4 protein-coding genes are annotated in these 4,282 nt (G+C 73.6%); 3 read left to right on the top strand and 1 reads right to left on the bottom strand.

Going from position 1 to position 4,282, the window contains the following annotated elements; all coding sequences use genetic code 11:
- Window positions 1-85 precede the first annotated feature (85 nt).
- Both FNH08_RS45750 and FNH08_RS45755 read left to right on the top strand, forming a co-directional pair.
- A complete protein-coding gene (locus FNH08_RS45750; RefSeq protein WP_152777563.1) occupies window positions 86-1,069 on the top strand; it encodes an aldo/keto reductase in 984 nt (327 codons plus the stop codon).
- On the top strand, window positions 1,066-3,201 hold the full coding sequence (locus FNH08_RS45755; RefSeq protein WP_322726513.1) for a helix-hairpin-helix domain-containing protein: 2,136 nt from the start codon (window positions 1,066-1,068) through the stop codon (window positions 3,199-3,201). The genes FNH08_RS45750 and FNH08_RS45755 overlap by 4 nt, the downstream gene beginning before the upstream one ends.
- A 126-nt stretch (window positions 3,202-3,327) precedes the next feature.
- Here FNH08_RS45755 and FNH08_RS45760 read toward each other — a convergent pair whose 3' ends face one another.
- The gene (locus FNH08_RS45760; protein ID WP_152777567.1) at window positions 3,328-4,014 is read right to left on the bottom strand and encodes a hypothetical protein; all 687 of its coding nucleotides are present in this window, start codon (window positions 4,012-4,014) and stop codon (window positions 3,328-3,330) included.
- Between the two features lie 47 nt (window positions 4,015-4,061).
- On the opposite strand from FNH08_RS45760, the gene FNH08_RS45765 reads away from it, so the two are divergent.
- The gene (locus FNH08_RS45765; protein ID WP_014671721.1) at window positions 4,062-4,250 is read left to right on the top strand and encodes a DUF5703 family protein; all 189 of its coding nucleotides are present in this window, start codon (window positions 4,062-4,064) and stop codon (window positions 4,248-4,250) included.
- The last annotated feature ends 32 nt before the right edge of the window (window positions 4,251-4,282 follow it).

The following is a 4,282-nucleotide window of genomic DNA, read 5'->3' on the forward strand; positions in this document are numbered from 1 at the left end:
GGGACGGGTAGGGGCGGCGGGGGCGAGAACATCCGTTGTCCACAGGCTTCCCACGCGCCGAGTTCCGGACAGTAGTGTCGCGTTCATGGAGCAGAGGCATCTCGGCAGTACCGGCCTGCGTGTGTCCCGGATCGGGCTCGGCACCCTGACCTGGGGACGTGACACGGACGAGCACGACGCCGCGGACATGCTGAAGGTGTTCTGGGAGGCGGGCGGCACCCTCGTCGACACGGCGGACGTGTACGGGGACGGCGAGTCCGAGTATCTGCTCGGGCAGCTCATGGAAGGGCTCGTGCCACGCCGGGACCTGGTCATCTCGACCAAGGCGGGCAGCGTGCCGGACCCCGACCGCCGCTTCGACGGCTCACGCGGCCACCTGCTCGCGGCACTCGACGCCTCCCTGGCCCGCCTCGGCACGGACTACGTGGACCTGTGGCACGTCCACGCCTACGACACCGGCACCCCGCTGGAGGAGACCCTCCACGCCCTCGACCTCGCGGTCAGCAGCGGACGGGCACGGTATGCCGGCGTCTCCAACTTCTGCGGGTGGCAGCTCGCGAAGGCCGCGACATGGCAGCTCGCGGCCCCGGGCATACGCACCCGCCTGGCCAGTACGCAGATGGAGTACTCCCTGCTCCAGCGCGGCGTGGAGCGCGAGGTGCTCCCCGCGGCCCTGGACCTGGGCGTCGGACTGCTGCCGTCCTCCCCACTCGGCCGCGGCGTCCTCACCGGCAAGTACCGACACTCCACGCCCGCCGACTCACGGGGCGCCTCGGAGCACCTGGCCCCCTTCGTCGCGCCGTACCTCGACGAGACGGCGAGCAGCATCGTGGACGCGGTGCAGACCGCGGCGGACGGTCTCGCCGCGACTCCGCTCCAGGTGGCCCTCGCCTGGGTCCGCGACCGCCCCGGTGTGGGCGCCCCGATCGTCGGCGCGCGCAACGCGCAGCAGCTCACGGCCGCGTTGTCAGTGGAGACCCTTACTCTTCCTGACGAGATCTGCCGGGCTCTCGACGACGTGTCGGCGCCCCTGCACCGCTATCCCGATCACGACTGGAGCACGCTGTGAGCACGGAGCCCGAGACCACGGAGACGCCCGAGGCGGGTGCCGGGGCCGACGACGCCGCCGGGTCCGACCGGTCCGAGGCCGAGGCCGAGTTGGCGGCCCAGCAGGTGGAGCGGGAGCGCATCGAGCGACGGAAGGCCGAGAAGGAGGCACCGATCGCGAGCGGGGCCAAACTCAGTGGCACCGCAGCCGATCTGCTCGCGGCCGTACGGGCCGTGGAGAGCGGACAGAAGCCGTCCCCCGCGTCCAGTGAGCCGGCACCCGCACCGCGCAGGCCCGCGGCCGAGCCGGTGCGGGCCCCCCAGCCCTCGGTGCCCGTGGCCCCCGCGGGCCCCGCCGCTCCCGCACGCGAGGCGGTCGAGTCCGTGCGTGCCGTACTGGCCGAGGGCGGCGCCCCGGAGACGCTCGCACCGCAGGTCGCCACCGTGCTCGGAGAGCGCGCGGAGGGCGAACTGCGCGCGGACCCCTGGCAGTTGCTGCGGGTCTCCGGTGTGCGGCCCGAGCAGGCCGACGGCTTCGCGCGGGCACTGCTCGGAGCGGAGTGCGGCCCCGACGACGAGCGGCGCGCCCGTGCCGTCACCGTCTGGCTCCTGGAGCAGGCGGCTCTCGCCGGGCACACGGCCCTGGAGCTCCCGGCCCTGACCACCGCGCTCGCCCAGCGTTCGGTGCCGGACCCGGACGCGGCCGTGCAGAGCGCCATCGCGGAGGGCGAGGCCCTGGTCTTCCAGGACGCCCTCGACGACGCCACCTCGGTCCAGGAGGCCAAGGGTGAGGAGGCGGAGGGCGAGGAGGCGGAGGAGCGACCGGTCCGTGTCCTGCTCGGTCTGGAGCGGTACGCCCTCGCGGAGGAGAGCCTCGCCGACGGACTGGCCCGGGTGATCAACTCGGTGCCCAAGGAGGACGGTTCGGCCGCCGACTGGGAGCGGGCCGCCGCGTCGGCCACGCGCTCCGCAGCGGAGCTGATCAACGCGGTCGCCGGGCACGGCCTGGTCCTGCACACCGGCGGCGAGGCGTCCCGCGCGGAGCCCGCGGCCCTGGTCGCCGCCGCGCGCACACTCGGCCTGCGCGCGTACGCGGCCGCCCACACCCCGGACGGACGACGGAGGTTCGCAGCGCTGCTCGCCGACGTGGGTGGTGCGGTGCCCGAGGGCGACATGCCGGCCCAGGAGGACGCCCCGCCGGCCGTGGTGACCGTCGCCGGGCTCCTGTCCGGTGCCGAAGGGCCCGGGCGGGACGCGGACGGGGCGTTGGACCTCGACCTCCTCGTCGTGCTCGACGCCCCGCAGCTCGACGTCGAGGCCGCAGCGGTGCTCGCCGAGTCGCTGCCCGACGGGGCGCGGCTGGTGCTCAGCGGCGATCCGGGGGTGCTGTGGTCCGCCGGGCCGGGGCGGGTCTTCGCGGATCTGCTCGCCGCCCGGGTGTGCCCGCAGGTCGCCTCGCGCACGCCCGACCCGGGCCCCCTCGGCGAGTTGGTCTCCGGGATCGGGATCGGCGAACTGAACCAGGTCGACGCGCCCGGCAAGGAGGTCGTGATCGTGCCCGTGCGGGACGCCGGCGAGGCGGTGCACCGGACCGTGCAGCTCGTCGCGGACTCGGTGCCGCGGGCGATCGGGGTTCCGGCCGAGCAGACGCAGGTGATCACGCCGGGCCACGGCGGCGCGGCCGGTACCCGCGCGCTCAACGCCGCGCTGAAGGAGCGGCTGAACCCGGGCCCGGGCCGTTTCGGCGGCTTCGACCCCGGCGACCGCGTCGCCTACTCCCCCGCGCCGGGTCGTACGGTGCCGGGCCGCGTCGTGACGGCCGACGCCGACGGGCTGCACCTGGAGTGTGCGGGCGCCCCCGTCGTCGTACCGAAGGAGCGGGTGGAGCAGTCCGTGCGGCACGGGTGGGCGCTGACCGCGCACCAGGCGGTCGGTCAGCGGTGGCCGGCCGCGGTGGTCGTGCTGCCCGGTGACGCCGCCCAGTCCCTGAGCCGGCCCTGGGTCTACACGGCTTTCGGCCGCGCCGAGCGTCATCTGTCCGTGGTGCACGGTGTGGAGCAGGCGCTGCCCCGGGCCGTGGCCGAGGTGTTCGCCAAGCCCCGTACGACCCGTCTGCCCGCCCTGCTCAAGGCACAGGTCCCGACGGCGGGTTGAGACGCTCCGGCCGCGGGGTCCCCCCCTCGCGACAGGAAAACCGGCGGTCACCTGACATCAGGTGACCGCCGGCTCGCCGTGCTCAGCGCCGGGACGGGAAGTATTCAGCCCCGGGACCGGAAGTGGTCAGCGATCCGCGTCCAGCGGCTCCAGGTCCTCGTCGTCGTCCAGTTCTGGTTCGGGGACGGCATCGTCGTCCAGCTCGTCGTCGGAGCCTTCCTCGAAGCTGGTGCTGGCGTCGAAGCGGCAGATGACCCGGTCCTCGTCGGGCTGCTCGAAGGGGGCCTCCAGCCATTCGCCGGGCTCGGGCTGGGTGTCCAGAGCCGTCACCCAGAGCGTGGAGTCGCCCTCCTCCAGCCCGAACTCCTTGTGCCGCGAGGCGATCTCGTCGGCCTCGAACTCGCCGAACACGATGTCCAGGGCATGGGCGGTGCCGAGGGAGTCGTCCAGATCGCCGGACCCGTTCCGGTCGTCCTCCGCGGCTTCCACGCGCTGCGCCTGTGCCAGCAGCCGTTGGGGCTCCGCCACGGTGTAGTCGCGGCGGATCAGTACGCTGATGGCGTCCGGTTCCGGCCCCGTGTAGGTCGGCACCGTGCCGGGGATCTCGAAGGGCGTGACCTCGTCGTAGCGGTCGTAGAGGAGTTCGTCGTACTCCTCGGCGGCCGCGGCCAGCTCGTTGAACGCCTCGTAGACGGACGGGTCGTCCTCACCCGTCCTCCGCTCGACCGCGGCCAGGTGGCGGTCGAGCGCGGTCTTGACCGCCTCGGCGGCGGCGCGTACCTCGGCAGCGGTGGGCTGCGCAGCATCAGACATAGTGCAGACGCTATCCGTACTGGGCCTCTGCCCGCACAATAGATGCGATGCCGGAATACGAATTTGTCGACGTGTACGTTCCGCGCGGGGTCTCCCGCAAGGAAGCCACACGTCTGCTGACGGACCACGCCGAGTACGGTCACTGGGAGCTGGATCGCCTCAGCCTGCTGCGGGACGGTAGCCGCAGGGTGCGGTTGCGCCGACGGATCATCCGCCAGGTGCGCGCCACGTGGTGAGGACGGGCGACTGAATCGGAGCGGGCCCCGCC

The organism is Streptomyces spongiae (assembly GCF_009377185.1).
GTDB classification, from domain to species: domain Bacteria; phylum Actinomycetota; class Actinomycetes; order Streptomycetales; family Streptomycetaceae; genus Streptomyces; species Streptomyces spongiae.

What these genes read in the sequence shown, in the direction of transcription:
- FNH08_RS45750 (WP_152777563.1), top strand. Translation starts at nt 86, where the DNA reads ATGGAGCAGAGGCATCTCGGCAGTACCGGCCTGCGTGTGTCCCGGATC.
- FNH08_RS45760 (WP_152777567.1), bottom strand. Translation starts at nt 4,014, where the DNA reads ATGTCTGATGCTGCGCAGCCCACCGCTGCCGAGGTACGCGCCGCCGCC.
- FNH08_RS45765 (WP_014671721.1), top strand. Translation starts at nt 4,062, where the DNA reads ATGCCGGAATACGAATTTGTCGACGTGTACGTTCCGCGCGGGGTCTCC.